Source organism: Nocardia sp. NPDC049220 (genome assembly GCF_040647855.1).
In the GTDB taxonomy this organism is placed as follows: Bacteria; Actinomycetota; Actinomycetes; order Mycobacteriales; family Mycobacteriaceae; genus Nocardia.
This window is the reverse complement of sequence record NZ_JBEZDA010000004.1, coordinates 17615-42776: the sequence shown is the minus strand read 5'-3', so window position 1 is coordinate 42776 and position 25162 is coordinate 17615. Positions and strand designations below refer to the sequence as shown.

The following is a 25162-nucleotide window of genomic DNA, read 5'->3' as shown; positions in this document are numbered from 1 at the left end:
GTAGACTCGCAGCGGCAAGAATTCTCATCGCTGTCGGCGTACTCCTGTGATTCGTCGACATATCGTCGTGACATGTGAAGTCGTCATCCGAAAAGGTTCGAGTCGACGCGGATCGAGTCCACCTCGTCCCAACCGATATTGCCGCCGGTGACCATCGTGGCCACCGCCTGCCCTCGCAAGTCGTGCACGGCGCCACCCGCGACATGTCGCATCCCGTCCGACCCGAGAACTGCCATGGGCCCCAGCGTCCCCGGTGCCTCGCACAGGATCACCGATGGCATAGGTCAGCAATGGAATCCCTTGTTCGATCCAGCGGTCCGGCACCAGAACGACATCGTCGGCGCAATCGATGACCTCCGGCAACGAATGGGCGTCGACAGTGGCAACATTCATCGCCTCGGCGATGGTGCGCGGCTGCACAGTGACCGGTCCGCCGGCTTTGATTGATTCATAGATGGTGGGTGCGTTCTCCGGGCACGCGATCAAGATCTTGTACCTCCCGCCCCGGATCTGGTCGAAGTTGCGAACCACACATGCGGCCGACGCGATGGAACCGCCGCGCAACCGGCACCCGCCGTAGGCATTTCCCCCATAGTGCGTCGGCATTTCCCCCATACCGTCCCAGTCGCCAGCTTGGAATGATCGGATCGACCTCAACACGGTGTTCTTCCAAAGACGAGGACGTTCTGTGCATCTCGGCATGCTTACCACTCCGGTTGTCACCCTCACCGCTCTCAGCGCCCGGGGGTGACACGGTCAACGCGTCGAGGTTGTTCCCGACAGTTCCCATGCCCGAGGCACCTCGGCATGAGTCCACTGCCTATGGCGCCGCGGTCGGCTGCCACGAGGGAGGTCATACCCTGGCGGCCTACCGCGCTGATGCGACCGACGACAGGCGCCGCAGTGGGCATGGTCTCCTGACTCGGCCGCTTTTGGGCTGGCTGGTAGGTGGGGTCTCCGGTGAATTGAGCAACCCGCCGCGTGTTGTCCACACCGGAAGGCAATGACCAGGTTTGCGTGCCGTGCGCAGTGTCGGATTGCGCTGGGATCCATCCCAGCGGCGTCGTGCGCCCCGTTACCTGTGGCAACCCGCATCGATGCAGTCGAACCGTCGAAGTAGAGCGAGGAGTGTGTAGCAGTGAAGAGCGTCGCGCGAGCAAAGAGTGAGGGCTCACCGCAGCACGGAAATGGGCGAACGCCGAGAAGGCAGCAGCTGGGGGGAGCCGGCATGGCAGCAAAATCCGACCGTCGGCACCGCGTTCTGGTCGTCGACGACAACCCTGACGTGCGCCGAGCACTAGAGCGAGGACTGCGGCTGGCCGGCTTCGACGTGCTCACCGCACATGATGGGGCGCATGCCATCCGGCTGTGCACCGACCACAACCTGGACGCCATGGTCTTGGACATGCAGATGCCGCGATTGGACGGCCTCGGCGTTATCACTGCATTACGCGCATCCCGCAATGACGTCCTGATCTGCGTCCTCAGCGCTCACAATGCCCCCGACCACCGAATTGCGGGCTTGGAAGCAGGCGCGGACGACTATCTTGCCAAGCCTTTCGTCTTCGATGAACTCACCGCTCGCCTGCGCGCGCTCCTGCGTCGCCGCAACAACCGGTCCGATCCCCCTCGCATGGAGCCGGCCACCATCGGATCGCTGCATCTGGACCTGGTCGGCCGTCGAACCTACCGCGCGGGTCTGGAAATCCCCCTAACGCAACGTGAGTATGAACTGCTGTCTGTTTTCGTCACCCACGCTGGTGTCGTCCTCCCGCGTCAGTATCTTCTGGACAACGTCTGGGGCTACAACTTCGTCACGGACACCAACGTCGTCGACGTGTTCGTCGGTTATCTTCGCCGCAAGCTCGAAGCAACCGGTGAACCCCGCCTGATCCACACTGTCCGTGGCGTCGGCTACGTGCTGCGCAACGACTAACGGGTTTCTCGGGCGAATGTCATCTCTTCCTTCTCGGGCAGCGCTGGTCGCCGCAGTCGGCGCATTTGTTGTCGTCTGTGCGCTGACCGCCGCGCTCTGTGCGGGCGCCACGGTCACCCCATGGCGACGTGTCCGGTGCGCGGGGGCCGCCGCAGTCTTGGCCGCTGCCGCGCTCGGATGGATGGATCTTCGGGGGCCGCATCGCACGGCCCATCGTCGAACTCACTCGCCAGATCAACCAAGGCGCCCCGATGCCCGTACAAGCCCCGGCACGTTCCTCCGTCCGTGAAGCCCGTCAATTATCGGAAGCCGTCACCCATTTGTTCGATGACATCACCCGAGCACAAGTCCGAACCCAAGCCGCCCTGAAGTCCGCGCGCATCTTCGCGGCCTCCGCGGCACATGAACTGCGAACCCCGCCGACCACGATGCGCACAGACCTCGAGGTCGTGCGCGGTCTCGACCTGTCTCGTAGCCAAATCCGGGACGCCGCCACCGATACCCGCCGCCGAAACCCAGACGTGGCGATCGAGGTACGCAGCGCAGGACCGGTGCTGTTCGACTGTCTACCCAGCGGCATTCGGCTCACCATCGGCAACGCAATTGCCAACGCCATCAAGCACGGCCATGCCACCACCGTCCTCATCGGCGCCGAACATGTCCAGGGCCGACTCTCCGTTACCGTCGACGACAACGGCACTGGAATCCCCGGAAACGAACGGGACGCGGTTTTCCGCCGCTTCTATCGTGGTACGAATGCCGCCGACGACGGCTCAGGACTCGGTTTGGCGCTCGTCGCACAGCTGGCTGAAATCCACAATGGCAGAGCCTGTTTCACTGATAGTGCGCTCGGCGGAATCCGCCTGCTTTCGACATCCCGTCTTCGCTATAGGTTCACAGTCCGGTCGGCGGTTGTGGTGTCAGGGATGATCTCGCTGATGGCATCGACGGTTTTGAAGACCGGGATGGTACGCGCGGCAGCGAGGTACGGCGTACCTTCTGTGTAGCCGGTGCCGGTGGCGTCGCCGAGCATCCGCACCGCCAGCCGATAATGCGTGGTGCGCCAGCGGAGCAGGGCGGCGGAGAAATCCGCCATCGCCTCCGTCAGCCGTGCCCGCTCTGGTTCGGCGAGGTCGCCGGAGCGGAGCGCTCGGGTGTACGCGTCGTCCAGTGTGACCTGTTGTCCGGTCATGAGGCGATCGCGCACCTCGGGTACCGACAGGTAGGCGGGTGAGTCGGCACGCTCGGCGTCCGGCTTTCGGCACAGTGATTCGACGAATTTGTAGTTGCGCGACTGTATCGCGCTGGCCCCATCGGTGAACTGGCGGAAGGTCCTGAAGGACTCGATCTGCATTGTCGCCAGCATCGAAAACAGTGGCGCGGTCTGGCGCAGCGTCGCCGTGGAGCTGGTGATAAAATACACCGCTCGGTCGATTTCGTCGACCTCCAGTGCCATCACGGCCACGCGCAGATGTATGGCCAGCAGCGCGAACATCGATTCGAACGCTTGGAGAACTCGCAGGAACAGGTACTCGTCGTGCACGGTATACACCGGCAGGATGCTCAGATCTATGGAGTGCCGCTCCGCGAACGACATGTCGGCTCGCACCAGCGCGCAGATCTCGCGCGCCTGCTCGATCGGACTTCCAGCCGTCGGCTCGATGTTCAGTCCCATGCGGGGCAGTGTCGGCTGGATCGCCCGCAGCCCGTGGCGGCACCGCTTCACGACCACCTCCGGTTCCGGTCGCATCGTTGGCAACAGCGTGGTCATTCCCTCGAGCGCGGCCAGCTCGAACGCCAGGACGTCGGTGACAAGCTGCGCGATACGCCGGTCGCACCGGGAACGGGCATATGGTGCGTATTCGACCGGGTCGTCGAGTGTCGGCAGTTCCAGCAGCGACAGTGCGAGATAGGTCGGGTATTCATAGCGCTTGTCCGGCTTGTCCAGTGCGGTGTCGAGGAATGCTGCCAGTGTTCGTAACCGGGGCCATGGGCCAGATATCTCGGGCAGCGCAGTCCGGGCCTCGCCGAGCAGTTCTAGCAGGTCGGAGGGCACGAAGTGTTTCCCGACGCTGTGGTATGCGTGGACAACAGTTTTGTAGGGGAATCGACTGGTGTTCGGCGCAAGGAGCCACGATCTCAGTTCGGCTGCGTACATGAAAGCCTGCTTCTCGGGTCGATAGGGCTGGGGGTGGGTTGGCGGCCGACCCCAGCCCGGTCGGCGCGTAGGGCCGCGCAGAGCGCGGCGATGTCTTCGATATCGCTGTAGTAATGGAATGCCAGGCGGATGAGGTCGCCGCGCGGGCTGACCACGACGCCACGTTCGGCCAGCCGGCGAGTGAGCGCGGCAGGATCGGCGTCGATCAGCCCGATGTGGGCGCCGCGCCGTGTCGGTGGCAGGGCGCGCACCTGTTCGCCTTGCTCGGTCAGCCGTTCGCAAGCCAACTCCCCCAGCTGCCGCACGTGTGCACGCACGGTGGTCGGATTCAGCTCGGCGATCAGGCGCAGCCCGGCGTTGGCGGCGTAGCAGGCGGGCACTGCTGGCGTCCCGGTCTCGAAACGCGTTGCGGACGTGGAAAAGTCCAGGTGGTAGGGGTCGAAGGCAAACGGGTCGACCCGGCCGAACCACCCGGTGAGACGTGGAGCGTGGTCGGTGCGCTCGGGCGAGCGGGTGTAGAGGAAGGCGAGACCGGGCAGGCCCAACAGATACTTCGAAGTGCCAGCGACAAGGAAGTCACAGTCCAGGCGCGTGACGTCAACCGGTTCCACGCCGACGGCCTGGTAGGCATCGACGAAGACCTCGGCGCCCACCGACCGCGCGGCCTGTACCACTTCGGCGACCGGCGGCCGCGCCGCATCGTAATAGCTGATCAGCGGAACCGAGACCAGACTGGTGTGGCGATTGATCAGCGCGGCATAATCTTCCGCGGCGGGAGCGGCGTACACGACCTCGGCGCCGCACGCGCGCTGGGCAAGCCAGACGTGGGCTATGGAGGGGAACTCCGCCGTGGTGGTGACGATCCGCTTGCGCGCTCCCCAATTCCGGGTGGAGGCCACCTGGTAGGCGCCGACCGAGGCGTTGGGCATCACCGCAACTTGGTCGTCGCGTGCCCCGATCAGTGCGGCGAACCGGCTCCGCGCCTCGTCTACCTGACGCTCGAACGCCCCCCACGGCGCGCCCCCGACGGCCATGTCCTCCAGCATCTGCGCCAGGGCTCGGTCGAGTTCCGTTGAACGCGCTCCCAGACTGCAACTGGCCAGGTGGACCGTACGTCGTAGCATGGGGAAGCGTTTCCGGAACGCCTCTGGGGTCAGTGCGGGAAGCACTGTCATGGCGAAACGGCCTCGACCGGATCGGTGTGCGACTCAGCCATTGGTCCGGTCTCGGTCAGATGGGTGCGGACTTCCCACAGTTCGGGGAAGAACTTGTACGCGATGAGCTTGGCCAGCGTTTCCACGGGCGTGCCCTGTGTGCCGGTGACTTGGTGGCCGATTACCCGAGTGGCGATCTTGTAATGCCGTACCCGCCACAGCGAGACCCGCTCGTCCCACTCGATCAACGCCTCGGCCAGCCGGTAGGTCTCACCCTTGCACTCAGCGCGGTAGACGTCGACCAGGTCGATGCCCCGTTTTTCGATGAACGCCGAAAATGCCCGCCCCACAGCGCGACTGTCCCTGCGGACCGAAAGCCATCCCGGGGAATCACCTCCCGACCCGTGACCGAGCACAGTGCGGATGGTCTGAAAGTCCCACGGCGACAGGTGGCGCATCATCTCCAGTTGATCCGTCACTAGTTCTACTGCCAACGAAGCGCGAGTCAACAGCGTGGTCGCCCCGTCCTGCTCCCCGTCCTCGATAAGTGCCGTCGCCGCACGTAATTCGAAGCATGCCAGCTTCAACCATAATTCGGCTGACTGATGGACAACCTGGAACAGGAGTTCATCGCGGTGCGCCATCTCCTCCGGGCTGCGCTGGAGCGCGAGGAGCGTGTCGGTCCGCATGTAGCGGGTGTAATCGTTTTCGCCTTCGCCACTCAAGATTTGTCGCGAATAGTCCCTCATCGAGCGTTTCCTTCGGTTCTCGCGCTCCACCATGGCGACATCGGCAGATGCTGCGTCAGCCTCGCCACGATTTCTCGGCTTCTTCGTGGTGTGTCGAGGGTCACAGTAGTGACGACGGGTCTGCGATCAACACTGGAATGTCCCCATCTGCTGGAAGAATTGACGGCAATCTGGACAATTCCACCTTCACGAACCGGGCGGTATGGGGGAAACCCCCACTGTCTACGCCCGTCGATCGATGACCTTCACCCGAGCCAGATCGCCGGCCCCGAGTTCGAACGGTGGTTGTTACCGCCGGCCGCTGGGCGAAGTTGCTGAGCAAACTTCCTGTCGCAGTATTCCGTTCGACACTGCTGGGCCTGATGTCCGATCACGCTGGCAGTCGAACACAGTCTGCTCCAACGGAACACCGCACCACCAGAACTTCTCGTCGGGTATCGCGGATCAGTAGCGCCAGAGCCGAGACCACCCCCGAATCGATCGAGCGTGCGCGGAGAACTTCCGTCTACGCCTCGTCACCTGGGCACTCGTGACGGCGGTGCATCGCCGCCGCCAGTCCGGCACGGGAAGAAGCGCCCACCTTCACGTAAATTTTTGTCAGGTGCTTCTCGACGGTCTTCGGGCTGATGAACAGCTCCGCGGCAATGTCGCGGTTCGAATACCCCTTCGCAACTAGATCCGCGACGCCGCGTTCGCGTTCGGTCAAGACCGCCGGGCTTTCCGGCTCATCGATCGTGGGTCTACGTGTTACGCGTCTGCCGAGAGTTCGCAGTGCCTTCGCGGCTTCATCTCCGAGCCGCGCAGCTCCCGCATCGCGGAAAATACTATGGGCCAGTTCGAGTTCACGGACTGCGGTGGGAAGTTCGTCGGCTCGCGCCAGCGCACGGCCTGCCGTGAGCCGGGCTCGGCCGACCCATACGCGCATCTCGGCGGCGTCGAAACGCTCATGTGCCTGCCGGGCGGCTGCGGCTGCGGCACGGTAATCACCTCGCGCAGTGTGTATCCGCGCCCGAGCGAGAAAAGCCTGAGCCTCGCGGGATCGCAACCCCTCCGCGGAGTCTTCGATGCGGCGGGTGATCGCCTCGGCCGCGTCGATCCGGTCGGCCATCAGTTCCGCCGTGACGAGCGCTTGATACCAGACCGGTCGCGAGGTGGGTGACATACCCGACAACTCGGGGCCGCCGAGCGACAGGATTTCGTGACGACCTCGCTCGAACTCGCCCGCTTCGATGAGCGCCTCGCCGTAACACGCGTGCGCCAACCAGGCATACAGTGCGCGCGGACGGCGATCGGCCGCCTGCACCGCGGCGCGCCCAGCGGCCAGCGCTGCGGGTAGGTCGCCGTGCTGGGTCTCCACCCAGCACCGTACGGCCTGTGTCTGGGAGCGTAGCTGATCGTTGTCCAGCAGGAGCGCCGTCTCCACCGCAGATTCGGCCGAACGACGGGCTGCCCCGAGTTGGCCGAGCATCAGCTTCGTCGAGGTCGAGCCGAGGATGAAACGGGCGACCACATGGCCGTGACCGGTAGCGCGGCTGATGTTCAACCCCCGTTCGGCGTGCCGCCCGGCGGCGCGAAAATGGTCGATCGAAATCTCCGTGTAAACCAAGTTCGCCAGCGGCTCCAGCAGTTCGGGCGCCAGCATGACGTCGCTGCCGTCCAGGCCGTCGGCGACCAGTCGAACGAGCCTCTGCGCCGCGGCGACATCGCCTCGGTCAGCGGCGAACAGGGCAAGGCACGACCTGGCGGCGAGTTGCAGGGCACGATCGCCGAGCGCCTCCGCCTGCGCGCAGGCGTGCGCCGCAGTCGCGACCGCTTGCTCCCACTGTCCTCTCATCAGGTGGCTCGAAGCGAGTTCCAATTCCAGCGTGATCGCATCCGCACTGCCCGCAATCGCGTGACCGAGAGTCGCGACGATGAGGTGGTGAGCGTCCTCGGCTCGGCCGAGTCCGTGGTCAGCACGGGCGATCATGCCGATGATCCGCACCCGGTCACCGAGCGAGTCGACCGGAAGTAGTTCCAGCGCATGTTCCAACTTCGCTCGGCTGTCGCGTAAGTGGCCGGCGGAAGCGAGCGCGCCGGCCAACATGACAACCAGTGGGAGCCGTCGTTCTACCCCGCTGGTTGCCGGCAGCAGCCGCAGTGCCGCTTCGAACCACCGCGCGGCCGCGGCCGGCGCTCGGGGGGCCACCGCCTGCCCCGCCTCGGTCAATGTCGCGACGGCGTCCTCATCACCCGGACTCGCCGACTGCTCGACATGATGGGCTCGTACGCCCAACGGGGCGCCGCGCTGGGCTAGCGCCCGCGCTGCCTGCTTGTGGGCGCCGAAGCGCCAGCCGGGCAGCGCGTCGTCGTACACGACGCGGCGCACGATCGGATGACGGAAACGGAACTGCCCCGGCGTCGTGGTCGACCGTACGAGCTCAACGGCGACGAGTTCGTCGAGACATTCGAGTACCCGAGTCTCATCCGTATCCACGATCGCGGTCACCAGTGCCGCATCGAAGGGATCGCCGGCCACCGCCCCGGCCTGTAGCACTCTGAGCGTGTCGCCTGCCAGCGCAGTCAGTTCCTGAGCGATCGTCATACGTACTGCGGTAGGTGTGTCGGTTTCGCGCGCTATTCCGACCGTCTGGTCGGGCATTCGCGTCGGCAATCCCTTTCGCGCGCTCCGTGCCAATTGCTCGAGATAGAACGGGTTCCCGCCGCTCTCCGAGTGCAACGCACGGACGATCGGGGATTCAGGTCGCTGCCCTACTGCCTCAGCGGCTTCGCGAATCGTCAGCGGTGTCAGCTCTAGCTCGCACAGCAGATTGTCGCGTGTCGCGCGAGCGACGGCGTCGTACAGCAGGCGCGGGGCTTGTCGCGAACGATAAGCCAGCGCCAGCACCATGCCGGGAACCAAGCGACGCAGCAGGTGAGCCACCAACTCCGTGGAAGCCGGGTCTGCCCAGTGCACGTCGTCGAGAGCCAGCACGAGCGGTCGTTGGCGCACAAGCTGTTCGAATGTGGCGCGGACCGCGCGATGGAATTCGAAGCGCTCCACTTCCAGTCGGCGCGCGGGCTGCCCGCCGCGTCCCGCCAATGAGGGCAGCACCGCGGCGAGTTCGGCCAACCGGTCGGGCCCCAAGCCTGTAGTGACGGGGGTGTCGAGCGTCATGAACCTCTCGTCGAGGGCATCGACCACCAGTCCGAAGGGAACATCGATTTCCAACTCGGACCCGCGGCTGGTCATGACATCGAACCCCGCCGCAGCGGCTCGCTCACACAACTCGCCGAGTAGCCGGGTCTTGCCGATCCCCGGCTCGCCCAGCACCACCACGGCACCTGCCGAGCCGCTACGGGCATCGTTCAATACCTTCTCCATGCTCAGCACTTCGGATGCCCTGCCCGCCATCCGCAGGCCTCCCCCACCGGCGGTGCCGATCAGTGCCATCGAGCGTCCCGCACGAGAGCGAAACGAAACGCGACGGCCGCCGACGACATCGCCTGCGAGGTTCGGGCGCAGCGCTTACCCGCCGATGCCTCGCCGATGCCGATGAGACAGGTCGATGGCTCGTGAAGCAGCACGAGATGCGACTGTCGATCGACGATTCCAGCGACCGGCACTACAGACGGCCCGGCGCCCCGGACTTCGCACTGCACGCGGGCGATGGGCACGGCCGACGACGCCTCGGCGACGGGAGCGGGAACAGTCGAGGTCATTCATCTTCCAGGTATGCCAGTGCAACAAGGTCACCCATACAGACCGCTGGGCGACCTCCAATTCATCGACGCCGAGCATTCGAGTGAATGCGCCGCTCGGTCGCCCAGAACAGGTTACCCAAACCAGCACCGGGAAGGCCCGGATGACGGCACCGCCCGCGCTGTCTCATGCTGCGCGAAGCTGTGTTCGCTGGTGACGATCGGGGCCGCGCGCCGATGGGCAGCCGAAGCGGCGCATCCAGGCACTATTGGAGCGATGGAAGATATCTATATATACCGCTGACATCGGCCACACGGCCGAGCGGCGATCAAGTCGTTCGAAACAAGCCGATCGATGCCCTTTCGAGCGTTCGATACGACGTCCGCGCCTGGTGCGATCCCCGTCCCAGGGACGAGGACCGCACCGCGGCTGCTAGTTCGTCGCGCTGAGTTCGTCGGTCATCGGTCGGTGCTGCGCGGTCGTCACCCGACGCGGTGGCTCCTTGGTGAACAGCAGCATCGCTGTCGAACCGATCAGGCACAGCGCCGCCATGACGACGAATCCGCCGTCGTAGTTACCCGTCCGAGTCACGATGAATCCCATGACCGAGGGGGCGACGATCCCGGAGAGCGCGAAACAGGCGTCCGCGAATCCCGCTGCGGTGCCGGGCTGAGTGGGCGCGGCATCGATCGAGGCCACCCACCAGATTCCGCCGGTGATGAAGCCGAATCCGACACCGGCCGAGATGCAGATCAGTGCGACGGTGAGGTTGCCGGGGACGAAGAGGATCGGGACGATCGAAGCGCCGGCGAGCAACAGTGCCACGCCGATGATGACGAATCGCGACCGGATGCTCTGGGTGCGTTTGTAGACGCGATCGACGATGATTCCGCCGGCGAGTGCTCCGACGACACCGGCCGCCCACGGCGCGACCGAGAACGCACCAACCGCCTTGATGGACAAATGGAATGCGCCTTCCAGGTATTGCGGGAGCCAGTACATGAATACCCAGAACATGAATCCCCAGGCGAAATAGCCGAGGCCGACGATCCACAGGTTGCGGTTGCGCAGAATTTCGCCCCAGTCGACGGTCGATTCATGGCCGCTGTCTTCGCCATCGGCCTGTCCGGCTCGGATGTAGCGCAGTTCTTCGTTCGAGACGAAAGACGCCTCGCTCGGTGAATTCTTCAGGAAGGGGTATGCCACGACTACCCAGACGATTCCGGCGAGTGCGAGCACCCAGAACATGCCCTTCCAGCCGGTGAGTGCGATCAGCTGGGTCAGGATGGGGCCGCCGATGAGCAGACTGCCCGAGACGGCGACGCCGCCGATGAGCGCGAGCGCTTTGCCGCGCTCTTGTGTCGGCAGCCATCGGCTCGCGATCCGGGTCGAGGCCGGGAAGCAAGGAGCTTCACCTGATCCGAGCAGGATACGCAGGAGGATCAGACCGATGAATCCGCCGGCGAACGGGGTCAAGGCGGTAGCGGCGGCCCAGATGAACATGCCCGTGAGAAGGACACGTCGTGAGCCGAAACGATCGACCAGCGGCCCCGAGAGCAGGGCGAAGAGCATGTAGCCGATCGAGAAGGCGGAACTGATGATGCCGTAATCGCCCGGAGTGATTCCGAACTCTTTTCGAAGATCACTGGCAGCGAACGAGATCGCGCTGCGATCAATATAATTCACCACCACCAGGCCCAGAACGATGGCGATGGTCAACCAGCGCGTTTTCAAAGCGAACTCCTTGGATAAAGCAGTGGCGGGTCAGATGATCCCGCGCACCCGCAGGTTGTCGATTTCCTCGGCGCTGCGCCCGAGGCTGGTGAGAATGTTGTCGGTATCGGCTCCTGCGGGCCGTCCGGTGTGGCGAATCGAACCGGGCGAGCGCCCCATGCGCCACATGACGTTCTGCATGCGCACCGGGCCCAGGTCGTCGTCCTCGACGGTGGTGATCATGTCGGTCGCGACGACCTGTGGGTCGGTCAGGAGATCGCTCGGACGGTAGACGGGCGCGACTGCCGCGCCCGCTTGCTCGAATACGGTGGTGACCTCGTCGCGGGTGCGTTCGGCGATCCACTCGCCGACATAGCGATCCAGCAGGTCCGCATGCTGAGCGCGGGTGCGCCCAGTCGCGAACCAGTCCTCGTCGATCACTTCTGGATGCTCCACGATCCGCATGACGCGTTCCGCGATCGCTTGGGCGCTGGTCGAGATCGCCAACCAGTGCTCATCCTTGGTGCGGTAGAGGTTTCGTGGAGCGTTGTTCTGCGATCTGTTTCCAGTCCGCTCCTGGTCGATGCCGAGCTGATCGGCATAGATCACGCCGGGTCCGACCGCCGTCATGATCGGCGTGAGCAGGTCGAGATCGATCTCCTGTCCGATCCCGCCGCTGCGTTCGCGGTCGAGTAAGGCCATCGATACCGCTGACGAGCCGGCGATCCCGGCGATGGAATCGGCGAGACCGAAAGCCGGAAGAGTGGGCGGCCCATCGGGCTGGCCGGTCAGATAGGCGAATCCACTCATCGACTCGACCAGGGTGCCGAACGCGGGCCGGGTGGCGTAGGGACCGTGCTGTCCGAACCCCGTGACCCGGAGCATTATCAATCCGGGATTGGCGGCCGAAAGGTCCGCGTACGACAGCCCCCAGCGTTCGAACGTTCCTGGTCGGAAGTTCTCGATGACGACATCGGCTGCACGCGCGAGATCTCGGAAGATCTCCTGCCCCTCGGCGGTACTCAGGTTCAATGTGATGGTCCGCTTGTTGCGGTTGACCATCTTCCACCACAACGGAACACCATTTTTGTCGAGTCCGTGCCCGCGCATCCCGTCCGGCTGCTGCGGATGTTCGATCTTGATTACATCCGCGCCGAAGTCGCCCAAGATTTGGGCTGTCAACGGACCGGCCAGAATAGTGGAGGCATCGAGAACCTTGATTCCGCGTAGCGGGCCGGAGGAACCCTTCTCGTTCGTGTCGTGCACAGCGTCCCCTCAGTACGGCCGGGCCAGGTAGCGCCCCGTCGGGTCGCCCGTGACCATGCCGTCGGACAGCACGCGATTGCCGCGGACAAAGGTGTCGGTGACCGCGGCGGTCAGTTCGAACCCTTCGAACGGCGTGTACTCCTGCGTGGACTCGGAGTCCGCGGCGCGCACGGTCCAGGTCCGGTTCGGGTCGACGATCGCGATATCCGCGTCGGCGCCCTCGGCGATCCTTCCCTTCCCGGGAAGTCCGTAGCGATCGGCCGGGTTCGATGCGGTGAGTTGCGCGATCCGGCGAAGCGACAGGCCACGTTTGCGGCCCTCGGTGATTAGGCCGGGCAGTAGGTATTCGGTGCCGCCGAACCCGGATTTCGCGGCGAACACATCGTCACGATCCTCGCCGAACTTGACCTCGTCCTTGCAGCACGCGTGATCGGAGACCACCCAGTCGATATTGCCGGCGAGTAGATGTTCCCAGAGCGCCTCGACGTCTTCGCGCGGACGGATGGGCGGATTCACCTTGGCACCGAGGCCGTTCGCGTTGTCGATATCGGTGAGCAGGTGCCCGATCGTGACCTCGCGGCGGAAGTTCACGTGCGGGAAGGCCTCGGCCATCTTCATCGCGGCCTTCAGAGCCTTGGCCGAGCTCAGGTGCAGCAGGTTGATGTTCGGCAGTCCGGTCTCGTCGGCGAGGAAGGAGGCGATGGTCACGGCCAGTCCCTCGGAGTGCTGCGGCCGGGATGCGCTGTATGCGGCGAGCCCGCTGAGGGTGCCTTCCTGTTCGACGATCTTGGTGTAGGCGCTCATGATCTCGGCGGTCTCACAGTGCAGCGAGAGTGACATATGCGGCGCGAGTTCGGGAAGCTGTTCGCGTGCCTGCTGGATCCCGCGCATGACGAACTCGAAGTGGGCGATGTCGTAGCGCTCGTCCTCGGGGATCATCAGGAAATCGCTCTGCGAGGTGGAACGTCCGTGCAGGCCGTGGCTGCCGTAGAACATGAAGATCTTGAACGACGTCACACCCTGGTCGGCGGCGAGTTCGGGAATCTCGCCGATGTGCTGCTTGGACATCGGCGCCAGATGGAAGGCGTAGTCGATATAGCTCCGCCCGTTCGAGGCGTCGAGGACTTCCGGGAAGAAGTCGGCGTACGCGCCGCCTTTGTTGAGGTAGTACTGCCCGGTCCGCATGTAGGTCAACGCGGTGGTGACGCCCCCCTGCGCGCTCGCGCGCGACTCGGTGAGCGTGTCCTCGGCGAGTGGGTTGTAGATACCCCAGTGCTGGTGGGCGTCCACGACACCGGGAAAGACGAGTTTTCCGGTGGCATCAACGATCTCGGCATCCGCACCGGCCTGCGTGCTGAGGTCAGGGCCGATCGCCGCGATCTTGCCGTCGACGATCAGGATGTCCGCCGACTCACCCTCTGCGGGCGCCGTGTCGTCGGTGCGTACGACGATTCCATTCTTGATCAGGTATGTGGTCAATTCTTTCTCCTGGCGAAATCTGAGTAGGTGCGGTCGGTGTTCAGGCGGTGACGGTGCTGGTCACGTGTTCGGCGGCGAGGAACGCGAGACCGAACGCCGTGATGAGGCCGTTGCCCGCGAGGTATCCGCCGGCCCCGTGGCCGGAGATGCCGATCGCGGCGCCGCCCGACGCGTAGAGCCCGGGAATCGGTGATCCGCCGGCCAGTACACGTGCGTGGTCGTCCACGACGAGGCCGCCCTGCGTGTGGAACAGTGCGGGAGTGATGCCGATCGCGATGAACGGCGCCGACAGGGGATGGCGGTCGTCGGTGCGACCCTGACGGTCCGGTTCCGCTCCGGCGGCCGCGCGGCGGGCGGCCGCAAGTTCGTCCGCGAGTGTTTCTGGGGTGACGCCGAGACGCTGGGCCAACTCCGTGGTGGTCTCGGCTCGAATCAGTGATCCGCTCGCGGCGACCGTGCGGAAGTCGTCGAAGGCCGAGCACAGTGCTTCGATGTACTCGTCGATGATGATCCAGCCGGTACCGCTCGGTTGCGCGGCGAGGGTCGCCGCGAATTCCGAGTAACCGGTCGATTCGGGGGCGAAGCGTCTGCCATCGTGGTTGACGATTATCCCGCCGTGCATGACCGTGGCCCAGCCGACAAGCGTCTGACTGCGCGAGGACAGCGCGGCGTGGCCCTGATAGGCATCGAGGTAGGCGCTGTCTGCGCCGAGGCGCGCCCCGATGCGCAGCGCGTCACCTCGGCTGAATTGACCACCGTGGTAGTGGGATTCGGCGATCTCCGGAATCCAGCGGCGAACCAGTTCGCGGTCCGCGCCGAAGCCGTTGGTGGCCAGTAGCACCGATGACGTGGCCAGTTGCTCGTGATGCCCGTCGGGGGTGGCTATCTCGATCCCGGAAACACGTCCGTCCGTGGTGAGCACCTCGCGCAGGCTCATCGGCGCGATGACCTCGATCCGAGGATGTGCGCGGGCGCGCTCCACGAGATGTTTGAGCAGACGCGAGCCGTGGCGTCCGGCAATGGTGTGGCAGCGATCTGCGCTGTGTCCTGGGTAGCGGAAATCGGTGACGAGTTCGAGGTCGAGAGCCTGGGAATCGGCCAGCCAGGTGACCAGGGGCGCGCTTGCCTCGGTGAGCGCGCCTGCCAGCCGCCGGTCGGCGGTGCCTGCGGTTTTGCTCTCGATATCCGCGAGGAACTGGTCCGGGCTGTCGTCCACCCCTGCCTGGCGCTGCCAGCGGGTGCCGGCCGCGGGGATCATCGCGGTGCACATCGACGTGTTGTTGCCGCGCTGGAAGTGCTCGTCGGCGTCGATCACCAACACGTCCGAGCCGTGTTCGGCAGCGCGCAAGGCGGCGACGAGCCCGCCACCCGCACCGGCGACGACGAGATCGAAATCCGGACCGTCCACGCTTCCTCCTATCATGTTCCGACTGGCGGAACGCAAGAATGTGGTCCTCTGCACTATGCACGTTCGTCTATCCGTGCACAAGTGCCTGTTTAATGGATTAACTTCCAGGAAACTCGAGCCTTCCCTCCGTGGGGCGCGCTGGACAATCGTTTCGCTAAGCGGTACAACTTGTTCAGGTTGCGTCGGCTTGCCCCGCACCACGGAGAACGAATCGATCTCGGAGAACGATCTCGGAGACCTCGGAGAACGGAGCCACGATGGAGCCCTCCAGTGGAGGCACCACGTCCGCCGCACGGGCAGCAGATGTCCTGCTCGAATTCGGCCGACGGTCCAGCGCGCTCGGAGTCTCGGAGATCGCTCGTGCGACGGGTATGTCGAAGGCGGTCGCCCACCGCATCCTCACGACGTTCGTCGAGTGCGGACTGCTGCTCTACGAGCCTTCCACCCGCCGATACCTCCTTGGACCGGCCGCCGCGACGCTCGGGGCGCGGGCATTGGACGTCTCACCCCTGCGTCGGGTGGCCCGCGAAGCGCTGGTCGAGTTGCAGCGCGCGACGGGCGAGACGGCGACGGTATCTGCTCGACTGCCGGGCGGTCGCGTCTACCTCGACCAGGTCGAGAGCACCCAGGAAATCAAGATGACCGTCGATCTGGGCAGGCGGTTCGATCTGCACAGCGGCTCGTCGGGCCGCGTCATCTTGGCTCATCTGTCCGATGAAGAGCAGGACGATCTGCTGGCTCAGCCGCTGCAGCGACTGACCGCGACCACGATCGTCGACCCGGCCGAATTGCGTGCCGCGCTGCGCGTGGCGCGGGAGCGGGGCGTGTGCCGATCGACTGGCGAACGACAGGAAGGCGCCGGATCGATCGCCGCTCCGGTATTCGGGGCGGATGGCTCCGTCGTCGGGTCGGTGTCGGTATGCGGGCCCAGTTATCGAATGACCGACGACGCTTGTGACCGGTACGAAAACCCGCTGGTCGCAGCGGCGCAACAGGTTTCGCGCGCGCTCGGCTACCGCGCCCAGAATCCGGATTTCGTGGAGGCGTTATGACGCCGCGCAGCTGGCTCTATGTGCCGGGACATCGCGATGACCGCATCGGCAGGGCGCTCGATAGCGCCGCCGACGCCGTTGTCATCGATCTCGAGGACGCGGTCCCGGTCGGCGCGAAGGACCGTGCCCTCGCGAACGCGCTCGACGCCGTGCGTACGGCGCCGCAGAGCCGGGAGATCTGGTTGCGACTCAATGCCGTCGGAACCGAGTGGCTCGATCGCGAACTCGATGCGTTGGCGACGGCCGCTGCTCTCCCCGCAGGCGTCAGATTGCCGAAATCCGAGGATCCGGAATCGGTATCGGCGGTAGCACAGCGACTCGAATGCGATGTTCATGCCATCGTGGAATCCGCGGCGGGTCTGCTCGCGGCACCGCAGATCGCGCGGAGTCATCAGCGAGTGACGGGCATCGCGCTCGGCGAGGCGGACCTCGCGGCCGATTTGCGTACCGAGTCGAGTGGTCTGGTGTGGGCGCGTGGCTGGATTGTCGCCGCTGCGCGTGCCGCCGGGTTGTCTTCGCCGGTCCAGAGCGTCTGGACCGCGGTCGACGACCCCGTCGGGTTGGCGCAGACATCGCGTGTCGGACGCGCCGAGGGATTCTTCGGACGGTCCGTCATACACCCGAAGCAGATCGACATCGTCAACGAGGCCTACACGCCATCGCCGGACGAGCAGAGCAGGGCACGACGGATCGTGGACCGTGCCGCCGCATCCATGGCGGCGGGTGAAGCCGCGGTGCTCGATGAGGACGGCAGATTCATTGATCCCGCCGTTGTCGCGAACGCCCGCATCGTCCTCGACCGAGCAGAGGCCGCAGCAGCACGAGGAGTGGAAGTATGACCGAACAATCCGTCACCGCCGGACCGGACGCACTGTTGAATGCCGTGGTGGACGCCGCAGTCGACATTGTTGAGCTCGGACACCCACATACGACCGGGATGCCGTGCTCGCCCAATCACCCCGGGTTCCGGATGACCTTGATCCGCCGGCACGGCGATATGGTGCGTCCGGATGGCGGGTCGGCGTCCAACGAGATCATCGTGACCGGCGGGCACGTCGGTACCCACGTAGACGCTCTTTCGCATGTCAGCCACGAGGGCAAGCTGTACGGAGGTATCGATGCCGAGGACGCGCAACGCGGTGGCCGGTTCTCGGAACTGGGCGCGGAGACGATTCCGTTCCTGCTCCGGCGCGGCGTGCTGCTCGATGTGGCGCGGGTTCGTGGGGTCGATGCCCTCGACGCCGGGCGTGCCGTCACCGAGCAGGATCTGCGTGACGCCGCCGATGCCGCCGGGGTGATTCCGCGCAGCGGGGATGTTGCGCTTATTCGTACGGGCTGGGCCAGGCACTTCGACGACGCCCAGCGTTACCTCGGTCAACGGGACGGGGTTCCGGGGCCCGATGTCGGCGCGGCGCGCTGGCTCGCCGCCGCGGGTATCGTGGCCGCGGGCGCGGATACCACCGCCTTCGAGCATATTCCAGCGGGCAAAGGCCACAGCGTGCTTCCCGTGCATCGAGTCTTGCTCGTGGAGAACGGAATCCACATCATCGAGCACCTGAATCTCGAGGCGGCGAGCGAGCGCGGGCTCACCGAGTTCACCTTCGTGATGGCCGCACTGCGCATCACCGGCGGGACCGGATCGCCGGTGCGCCCCGTCGCAGTGGTGTCCCGATGAGCGGCTCCGACATCGCGCCACGCCACGACCCGCAGGGGACAGTCGTGGGTCGTCTCGCCGCCTTGGCGGCGCACATCCGCACCGTCGGACTCGGCGAGGAACTGCACAAGGACGTTGCCCGCCGGGTTCTCGACGTGCTCGGCAACTCGGTAGCCGCGCAAGGGCAACCGTCCGCCCGCGCTGTCACCGCAGTGGCGCGTGACTGGGCAGGCGCCTGCTCTGCTACCGGGATCGGAACCGGTGAACGCTTCCCGGCGGCCACGGCTGCCCTGGTGAACGGCACGCTCGCACACTCGATGGATTCCGATGACACCCACCTTCCTTCGGTATTGCATCCATCCGCATCGGTGGTGCCCGCGGCGCTCGCAGTCGGCGAGTCGACCGGCGCATCCGGAGCCGCGGTCCTCGATGCGGCCGGCGTGGGTATCGAAATCGCGGTGCGCCTAGGCATGGGCGGTTACGACGAGGACCTCGGCAACTCGGAGTTCTTCGAACGCGGTCTGCACGCGACTTCGATCTGTGGTGCTGTCGGGTCCGCCGCCGCTGCCGCGATGCTGTACGGTCTGGACGCCGAGGGCATCGCCGATGCGATGGGGATCGCTGCAAGCTTCGGCGCCGGGCTGCTCGAGGCCAACAGAACCGGTGGCACGGTCAAGCGCGCGCACTGTGGTTGGGCAGCGCATTCGGGTGTGACCGCGGCGGAGTTCGCCCGTCACGGACTCACCGGACCGCCCACGGTGATCGAAGGCAGATTCGGTTTCCTGCATGCGTTCTGCGGTGACCGAGCCGATGCGGCCAAAGTGGTCGAAAAGCTCGGCGAGCATTGGGAATTGCCTGGCATCTTCTTCAAGCCCTATCCGTGTAATCACTTCACCCACGCCGGCATCGACGCCGCTCGCGTTCTTCGACGTGATGGACTCGACCCCGCCGAGATCGTGGAGATCGATCTCGGCGTACCGAAGCCGGTGCTGCGCACGATCGCGGAGCCGCCCGCCGCGAAGGCCGCTCCGGAATCGGGATACCACGCGGCCTTCTCCGGCCCGTTCACCGTGGCGCGGGCGTTGCTCGGTGGGTCGGGGCTCGGTGTGGGGCATGCGGATTTCACGGACGAGGCAGCGAAAGATCCTCGCACCCTCGCGTTGGCATCGCTCGTCGTCAGTCACAGTGACGATCGTTGTGATGAGCTCTACCCGCACCAGTTCCCCGCGGTCCTCCGGGTGCGAACTCGCGACGGCCTGTGGCATGAGGCTCGTGTCGACCATAATCGAGGGGGCCCGGCGAATCCGCTCTCCGACGACGAACTCACCCTGAAGTTCGATCTCAATGTCGAAGGGCGATTGTCCTCGGCGGCTGGACGTGTCGTCGCCGAGCGGGCACTCGGGTTACCGGCGGCCGACTCGCTTGACGACCTGATGTCGATTGTTCGTGGTTGACGATGGCAGTGAGAACTTCTTTATAAAGGTTTCGCCGCGGTGCTATTTGTGTAGCGGATTCTGAGGACCGTATGCTGCCCACATTTCGTGACGCGGCTGCTTGCGAGATCGACAGTCACTGCTGGACTCTATTATTTCATGAGCAGCAGCCGGGTCAGGACATGCCTTTGGTACTCCGAGTCCGTTCGCGGGTCCACTTCGCTGTCAGGTGCGATGGCCTTCGAGCTGATTGCCCCAGCGGGTTGATAACCCTCGTCGCTCATGGTGTCGAGCAGTCGATTCAGAAAATTGACAAGCATCTGAGGCCTCCGAAGCGGTGTGCCGATGAATTGCCGGACTGGCCAATCACTAGTAGATCGCCCAGCATGATCGTTCCGTTAACGCGGTGCCGTGATCTGTGGTTTTGGGCCAGCGCCTCCGGCGCGTCGAGAGCTGATTGATACCACCCCCCACCCCAGAAAATTCGGGTACGGCTAACGACAACTCGTCGAAATCCCACCGAGTTTCGACAGCGTGGCGGGGCCGAATGCCGACGTGGTGACTTCGAACAGTCCGAGGTACTTCGCCAGGCCCTGGCGATTCAGCACCGTCCGCATTTCGTTCGTCAGATGCCCCGGTATGAGCCACACCGCCGGCGCGACGGTGCCGAAGCCGATTCGGCCTGAACTTTCCCATTCCTCTTCGCATCTCGCGGAGCCGATGTCAACGGTGAGCGGATGGATTCGGCGAAGCCGAGTCCTTGTCAGCGGTGGCTCGGCGCGCCACCCGGAGCGACCACGGCTGTGTCCGGCGTTGTCTGCGGTGTCCGACGCGGTCTGCACAGCAAGACGAGCAGCGCACCCACGAAGGAGATGCCTGTGGTGAACAGGCTCGCGTGATTCCAGCCGTCCGCCAACGCGACCGCGCCCGAACCCGCCGGTCGGGCGGCGAGCACCGCGACGATGGTGACGCCGACCGCGGAGCCGACGTAGCGGGCCGTGTTGTTCGCGCCACTGCCCAAACTGCCGCGTCCGGCGGGCACGCTGGCAACCGCCTCGCGGCCCAGTGCGGCGTTCACCACGCCACTGGCCATTCCGGTGAAGACGAGACTGGGGACCAAGCGCTGCCAACTGGTATCGCTGGTGATGCCGAGCAGGCTCAACTGGCCGAGCCCGACCGCAACGAGCCCCCCGACCAACTGCATCCGCCCCGATACTCGGATCCGGCGGGCGAGCAGAGCGGTGACGACGCTGGTCGCCGACCAGGCCGAGAGCAACCACGCCGCGCCGAGCGTCGAAATGCCCAGAGCCACACTGACAAACCCACCCATGTAGGACATGAGCGCGATGATCCCGGCGCCGGTCGCGACCGCAGCGCCGGTGGCGGCCAAGAACGCCGGCTCGGTGAACAGACGCAGGTCGAGCATGGCGACGCGACTGCGTGCTTCGACAATGACAAAGGCGGTGAGCAGCACTACGGCAGTTGCCGCCAAAACCAGCACCACCGGCCGACCCCACCCGGACCGCCCCTCCACCAGCGCGGCGAGCAGGGCGCTCATGCCGGTCGCGAGCAGCACGGTACCGGCGACATCGAGGCCGCGAGCATGCTCGGCGCGGGACTCGACCAGCAGTCGTCGAGCGACGACAGCCACGAACCCGGACGCTATCGCGATCACCCAGTAGGCATCACGCCAGTCGGCCGAGCGCTCGAAGCCGGCCGCGACCAACGGGCCCAAGCCGATTCCGCCACCGACGGCCGCCCCCCACACTCCGCTGGCGGCGGCGCGCGCTGGCCCGGCGAGGAAAGCGTGCGCGATGAGGCCCAGGCTGGAGGCGATCACCGCGGCGCCGCCCACACCTTGTGCGATCCGGGCGATCACGAACGGCAGGGTGCTCGGCGCCAGCGCAGCGGCGACCGAGGCGCCCGCGAGCACGATCGCACCGCCGACAAAAGTACGTCGACGCCCGAAGTCATCGGCGATGGTGCCGGCCGACAATAGAACGGCGCCCAAGCCGATGCTCATCGAGCTGAGGATCCAGGTCCGGCCGGCAGTGTCGGCGCCGAGAGCCGCTGCCGTCGGGTTGATGGTGGCCAGCGGTGCGGTAAACGCGATCAGGGCGATCAGGGTGCCGCCCGCCGCGACGGACAGTGTCCGTGATTCCGACGTTCCCATGCGCATTACTAGGCTCCCTTGGTCTGCTGATCGAACCGTTACGATAGAGTAGGCGTTAGGTTCGGTCAACAGACCAAATGTGTATGCTGATGAGCATGAGCCTCGGAGTGGACTATGCGAAGCAGGACTGCCCGCTGGCGCGCGCGCTCGAGCTGGTCGGTGAGCGCTGGACGCTCTTGATCCTGCGCGACGCGTTCTATGGCGTGCGTCGGTTCACCGACTTCGCCGGCCATCTGGACATCTCGAAGGCGGTTCTCACGCAACGTCTTTCGTCGCTGGTCCGCGCGGGCCTGCTCACCAAGGTGCCGTGCGGTGGTCGTGACGAATACTTGCTGACCGACTCGGCGCGCATGCTGTGGCCTGCGCTCTACGCGCTGTCTCAGTGGGGCGAACAGCAGGCCGGGCAAAGTTCACCGCGCCGGCTCTTCCTTCACGTGGGCTGCGGCAGCAGGGTCGACGCGGTAGGACACTGCGCGACCTGTCGGTATTCCCCTGGCCCGGAGGAACTCGAAATTCATCCCGGCCCGGGCGCGGACTTCAGCGTTCGTGATGATCCCGTCTCCCGGGCTCTGCGCACTCCGCATCGCCTCTTGCAGCCACTCGATACACGCGCACATTCCGAACGTATGCCCTAATGCTGAACTCGTCGGCGACCGAGATGAGTTCCCGCGTCCGGATTTCGTGTGCCGCGGCGAGATCCGACGGGCGGGCGGTCGGATCCGGCAGGTTCTGACGACTGGCGATTGCCGCGCGGCGGTCTTCCGCGCCCCGTTTCCATAACTTGCAGTACCTGAAATTTTACAGTTTGTGCTAAATTCTGCGGCATGTCCCAGGCCAAGCGTGCCGAGCCGACGATCGGGTTGCGCGAGCAGAAGAAACTGCGGACCCAACTCGACCTCGCCATGGCGGCGCGGCGGCTCACGGTCGAGCGCGGGCTCGATGCCACGACCGTCGAGGACATCGCGCGAGCCGTCGGCGTCTCGCAGCGCACATTTTTCAACTACTACGAGACCAAGATGGATGCGGTGGTCGGCCCGGTCGGCGAGATCGGCACACCGGAGTTGCGGGAGCGATTCATCGCAGGTGGCCCCACCGGTGTACTCATCGAGGACCTCACTTGGCTGTTCGCTATCGGATACGAGCCGGAAGGTGAAGTACGCGAAGGTATCTCGCTGGTCATGGAGATAATAAAGACCGAACCGCGCGTGCTCGCCGCCTTCGTCGCCTCCGGCGTCCGATTGGAGGCCACCCTGGGCGAGCTCCTTGTGGCGCGGCTGGGTAACGAGGTTTCGCCCGAATTCGTCTCACTCGCGGCGGGCGTCATGACAACCATCACCACGAGGGCGGCGATGTCCTCGGCTGGTGATCCGACCGTATCGCTGGCTGTGTCGATGCGGGACCACTGTGCAATGGCTGCCCGGCTGTTCGAGCAGCCGGCAGGCAAGAAAAGGAGACGTGCCGAATGACTGCGACGGCTGAATCGCCGCCCACACCGATTGTCCTGACTCAGCGCCGGATCGGGCTCATCTTCACTGCGCTGATCGCGGGCATGTTTCTGGCCAGCCTCGATCAGACCATCGTGGGCACCGCCATGCCGACCATCGTCGGCGATCTGGGTGGCATTTCCCACATGGCCTGGACCGCAACGTCATACCTGCTGGCGACCACCATCATGATGCCGATCTATGGAAAATTCGGTGACCTGTTCGGCCGGCGCTGGCCGTTCTTGTTCGCGATCACCATCTTCACCGTCGCATCCGTCGGCGCGGCCGCGGCGACGGGTTTCTGGGAGTTCATCACCTTCCGAGGTTTGCAGGGCGTGGGCGGCGGCGGTCTGATGATCTTGGCGCAGGCCATCATCGCGGATGTGGTGCCTGCGAAGGATCGGGGCAAGTACATGGCGCCGATGGGCGCTGTCTTCGGCATCACGTCGGTCGCGGGTCCGCTGCTCGGCGGCTTCTTCGCCGACCACCTCGGCTGGCGCTGGTGCTTCTGGATCAACGTGCCGGTCGGTATCGCCGCGCTGGTCGTCGCCTTTCGCTACCTGAGCATTCCGAGCCACCGCCCCAAGACCCGGCCCGATTACTTCGGAGTCGTGCTCATGTCGGCCGCGACCACACTGCTGATCCTGATCACCGACTGGGGCGGCAAGCAGTACGCCTGGGGTTCGATGGTAATCGTGACGATGATCGCCGCGCTCGTGGTGATCGTGGCCTTGTTCGTCATGGTGCAAGCTCGGGCCGAGGAGCCGATGCTGCCGCTGTGGCTGTTCCGCAATCGGACTTTCGTCCTGACCTCGGCGATCGGCTTCCTGGTCGGCCTCGTGATGTTCGCGGCGCTCGCCTTTATTCCGACGTACCTCCAAATGGCCAGCGGCGCATCGGCTTCGGTCTCGGGTCTCTTGCTGATACCGATGATGGTCGGTCTGATGATCACCCTGATCGCTTCGATGACCATGATCACCAAGACCGGTCGCTACAAGGTCTATCCGCCGCTCGGTGCGGCGCTGATGTTCGCGGACATGCTATGGCTGACGCGGCTGGGCGCCGATACCCCGATGTGGGTGGTTTCGGCGATGCTGTTTGTGATGGGCGCGGGTCTCGGTCTGATGATGCAGATCATCGTGCTCGTCGTGCAGAATGCGGTGTCGCCCGACCAGATCGGCACCGCCACCAGCGCCAACAACTACTTTCGTGAGATGGGTGGCGCGCTCGGTGTCGCTATCTTCGGTTCGATTTTCACCGACAGGTTGACCGAGGGTCTCCGCACGGTGTTCCAGACGCACGGTCGGGAGGCGATCCAGGCGAAACTCGACCCGAGTGCGCTGGTGCCGTCGGCGGTCAAGAATCTGCCCGACGCCCTGCACGACGCGATCGTTGGATCGTATGTCGACGCGCTGGTCCCCGGCTTCTGGTATCTGATTCCGGGTGTCGTGCTCGCATTCGTGCTCGCGTTGTTCATTCCGCATATGAAACTCGCCGACGAGGCGGGCATGGTTGCCCGCGGCGAAGCGGTGATGGCGGAGAGCATCCCGCACTCGGATGTCGATCCGGAGCCGGAGCTCGTGGCCGAGCGCTGAGGTGTAGGCGCCGAATGTGAAGTGGGCCGGGCGAATATAATCACCCGGCCCACTGTTGTGCGATGCTCGCCCGTCGACTTTTACGGCTGCCGCGCCGAGGGGTGCGTGCCGCGCGGTGGGCATGGTGTTGCTCACGTCCTGCGATGATCAGCGTTGGTGAATATTAGGATAGCCTGACCATAGTCGGATAGGGTCGGCGTCCTATGCGCGGTAGCGGCTGGCGACG

General features: G+C 65.1%; 18 protein-coding genes. 9 read left to right on the top strand and 9 right to left on the bottom strand.

Going from position 1 to position 25162, the window contains the following annotated elements; translation table 11 throughout:
* Positions 1–83 precede the first annotated feature (83 nt).
* Complete coding sequence (locus AB0C34_RS14105; protein ID WP_357071462.1) at positions 84–236, bottom strand: hypothetical protein; 153 nt, start codon at positions 234–236, stop codon at positions 84–86.
* Positions 237–1228: 992 nt separating this feature from the next.
* On the opposite strand from AB0C34_RS14105, the gene AB0C34_RS14100 reads away from it, so the two are divergent.
* Both AB0C34_RS14100 and AB0C34_RS14095 read left to right on the top strand, forming a co-directional pair.
* Positions 1229–1936 (top strand): response regulator transcription factor, encoded by a 708-nt coding sequence (locus AB0C34_RS14100; RefSeq protein WP_357071460.1) that lies wholly within the window; start codon positions 1229–1231, stop codon positions 1934–1936.
* A gap of 251 nt (positions 1937–2187) precedes the next feature.
* A complete protein-coding gene (locus tag AB0C34_RS14095; RefSeq protein ID WP_357071457.1) occupies positions 2188–2943 on the top strand; it encodes a HAMP domain-containing sensor histidine kinase in 756 nt (251 codons plus the stop codon).
* A 1132-nt stretch (positions 2944–4075) separates the two neighbouring features.
* On the opposite strand, the gene AB0C34_RS14090 is transcribed toward AB0C34_RS14095, so the two are convergent.
* The 7 genes from AB0C34_RS14090 to AB0C34_RS14060 all read right to left on the bottom strand — a co-directional run bounded on the left by AB0C34_RS14090 (position 4076) and on the right by AB0C34_RS14060 (position 15545).
* The gene (locus AB0C34_RS14090) at positions 4076–5269 is read right to left on the bottom strand and encodes an aminotransferase class V-fold PLP-dependent enzyme (RefSeq protein ID WP_357071454.1); all 1194 of its coding nucleotides are present in this window, start codon (positions 5267–5269) and stop codon (positions 4076–4078) included.
* Positions 5266–5997, bottom strand: coding sequence for a tryptophan 2,3-dioxygenase family protein (locus AB0C34_RS14085; protein WP_357071451.1), 732 nt, complete (start codon positions 5995–5997; stop codon positions 5266–5268). Before AB0C34_RS14085 ends, AB0C34_RS14090 begins: the two co-directional genes overlap by 4 nt.
* 505 nt (positions 5998–6502) lie before the next feature.
* Complete coding sequence (locus AB0C34_RS14080; protein ID WP_357071448.1) at positions 6503–9430, bottom strand: AAA family ATPase; 2928 nt, start codon at positions 9428–9430, stop codon at positions 6503–6505.
* A 681-nt stretch (positions 9431–10111) separates the two neighbouring features.
* A complete protein-coding gene (locus AB0C34_RS14075; protein WP_357071445.1) occupies positions 10112–11413 on the bottom strand; it encodes an MFS transporter in 1302 nt (433 codons plus the stop codon).
* A 30-nt stretch (positions 11414–11443) separates the two neighbouring features.
* On the bottom strand, positions 11444–12658 hold the full coding sequence (locus AB0C34_RS14070; protein ID WP_357071442.1) for a CoA transferase: 1215 nt from the start codon (positions 12656–12658) through the stop codon (positions 11444–11446).
* A 9-nt stretch (positions 12659–12667) separates the two neighbouring features.
* Positions 12668–14137, bottom strand: a complete 1470-nt coding sequence (locus AB0C34_RS14065; protein ID WP_357071439.1) for a dihydroorotase family protein — start codon at positions 14135–14137, stop codon at positions 12668–12670.
* A 40-nt stretch (positions 14138–14177) separates the two neighbouring features.
* Positions 14178–15545 carry an FAD-binding protein gene (locus tag AB0C34_RS14060; RefSeq protein WP_357071437.1) on the bottom strand — a complete coding sequence of 456 codons (1368 nt, stop codon included), beginning with the start codon at positions 15543–15545 and terminating at the stop codon, positions 14178–14180.
* Positions 15546–15802: 257 nt separating this feature from the next.
* On the opposite strand from AB0C34_RS14060, the gene AB0C34_RS14055 reads away from it, so the two are divergent.
* Genes AB0C34_RS14055 through AB0C34_RS14040 form a run of 4 tightly spaced genes read left to right on the top strand, consistent with a single transcriptional unit; the run spans position 15803 to position 19705 of the window.
* A complete protein-coding gene (locus tag AB0C34_RS14055) occupies positions 15803–16597 on the top strand; it encodes an IclR family transcriptional regulator (RefSeq protein ID WP_357071434.1) in 795 nt (264 codons plus the stop codon).
* On the top strand, positions 16594–17436 hold the full coding sequence (locus AB0C34_RS14050; protein ID WP_357071431.1) for a CoA ester lyase: 843 nt from the start codon (positions 16594–16596) through the stop codon (positions 17434–17436). The genes AB0C34_RS14055 and AB0C34_RS14050 overlap by 4 nt, the downstream gene beginning before the upstream one ends.
* A complete protein-coding gene (locus tag AB0C34_RS14045) occupies positions 17433–18272 on the top strand; it encodes a cyclase family protein (protein WP_357071428.1) in 840 nt (279 codons plus the stop codon). The genes AB0C34_RS14050 and AB0C34_RS14045 overlap by 4 nt, the downstream gene beginning before the upstream one ends.
* Positions 18269–19705 carry an MmgE/PrpD family protein gene (locus AB0C34_RS14040; protein ID WP_357071425.1) on the top strand — a complete coding sequence of 479 codons (1437 nt, stop codon included), beginning with the start codon at positions 18269–18271 and terminating at the stop codon, positions 19703–19705. Before AB0C34_RS14045 ends, AB0C34_RS14040 begins: the two co-directional genes overlap by 4 nt.
* Positions 19706–20447: 742 nt before the next feature.
* Here AB0C34_RS14040 and AB0C34_RS14035 read toward each other — a convergent pair.
* Entirely contained in the window at positions 20448–21863 is a 1416-nt protein-coding gene (locus AB0C34_RS14035) for an MFS transporter (RefSeq protein ID WP_357071422.1), read from the bottom strand.
* Between the two features lie 89 nt (positions 21864–21952).
* On the opposite strand from AB0C34_RS14035, the gene AB0C34_RS14030 reads away from it, so the two are divergent.
* The 3 genes from AB0C34_RS14030 (at position 21953) to AB0C34_RS14020 (ending at position 24936) form a co-directional block, all read left to right on the top strand.
* Positions 21953–22492 carry a helix-turn-helix domain-containing protein gene (locus AB0C34_RS14030; protein ID WP_357071419.1) on the top strand — a complete coding sequence of 180 codons (540 nt, stop codon included), beginning with the start codon at positions 21953–21955 and terminating at the stop codon, positions 22490–22492.
* A 189-nt stretch (positions 22493–22681) separates the two neighbouring features.
* A complete protein-coding gene (locus tag AB0C34_RS14025) occupies positions 22682–23323 on the top strand; it encodes a helix-turn-helix domain-containing protein (protein ID WP_357071416.1) in 642 nt (213 codons plus the stop codon).
* Positions 23320–24936, top strand: coding sequence for an MDR family MFS transporter (locus AB0C34_RS14020; RefSeq protein WP_357071413.1), 1617 nt, complete (start codon positions 23320–23322; stop codon positions 24934–24936). Before AB0C34_RS14025 ends, AB0C34_RS14020 begins: the two co-directional genes overlap by 4 nt.
* The last annotated feature ends 226 nt before the right edge of the window (positions 24937–25162 follow it).